Origin of the sequence: Colwellia marinimaniae, assembly GCF_002207865.1 — a bacterium.
GTDB classification, from domain to species: domain Bacteria; phylum Pseudomonadota; class Gammaproteobacteria; order Enterobacterales; family Alteromonadaceae; genus Colwellia; species Colwellia marinimaniae.
The window spans coordinates 1-278 of the sequence record NZ_BDQM01000227.1 but is presented as its reverse complement, the minus strand read 5'-3'; the positions used below and the strand labels follow the sequence as shown (position 1 = coordinate 278).

Annotated in this window: 1 protein-coding gene; it reads right to left on the bottom strand. The window is 57.6% G+C overall.

Translation table 11 applies throughout. From position 1 onward, the window contains the following. Positions 1–229 (bottom strand): hypothetical protein (locus MTCD1_RS19035; protein ID WP_200818662.1); only part of this gene is annotated, 229 nt, incomplete at its 3' end. Positions 230–278: the final 49 nt, after the last annotated feature.

The window sequence follows — 278 nt, the reverse complement described above, 5'->3', positions numbered from 1 at the left end:
TCACGGAGGTGGTGACCCGTTCGAAACTGCTGCGTATCGGCAACCAGCCAAGGCTGCTCATGACCTTGATAAATTCGTCATACCAGGCCTGTGTGCCGCGCCCCACTTTCAGGACTTCACTCACATAGCTGCTGGCCAACAGATAACTCTGGCGGGTGTATTCCTTGTTGAGGCGGCTCATGCCCGCGACAAACGAAAACACACTGTTGTTGATCACCGCACCATTCAAGTCACCATCCGCCTGGAACGGCGATGACGGGTCCGCTGGCCGCCGGGTC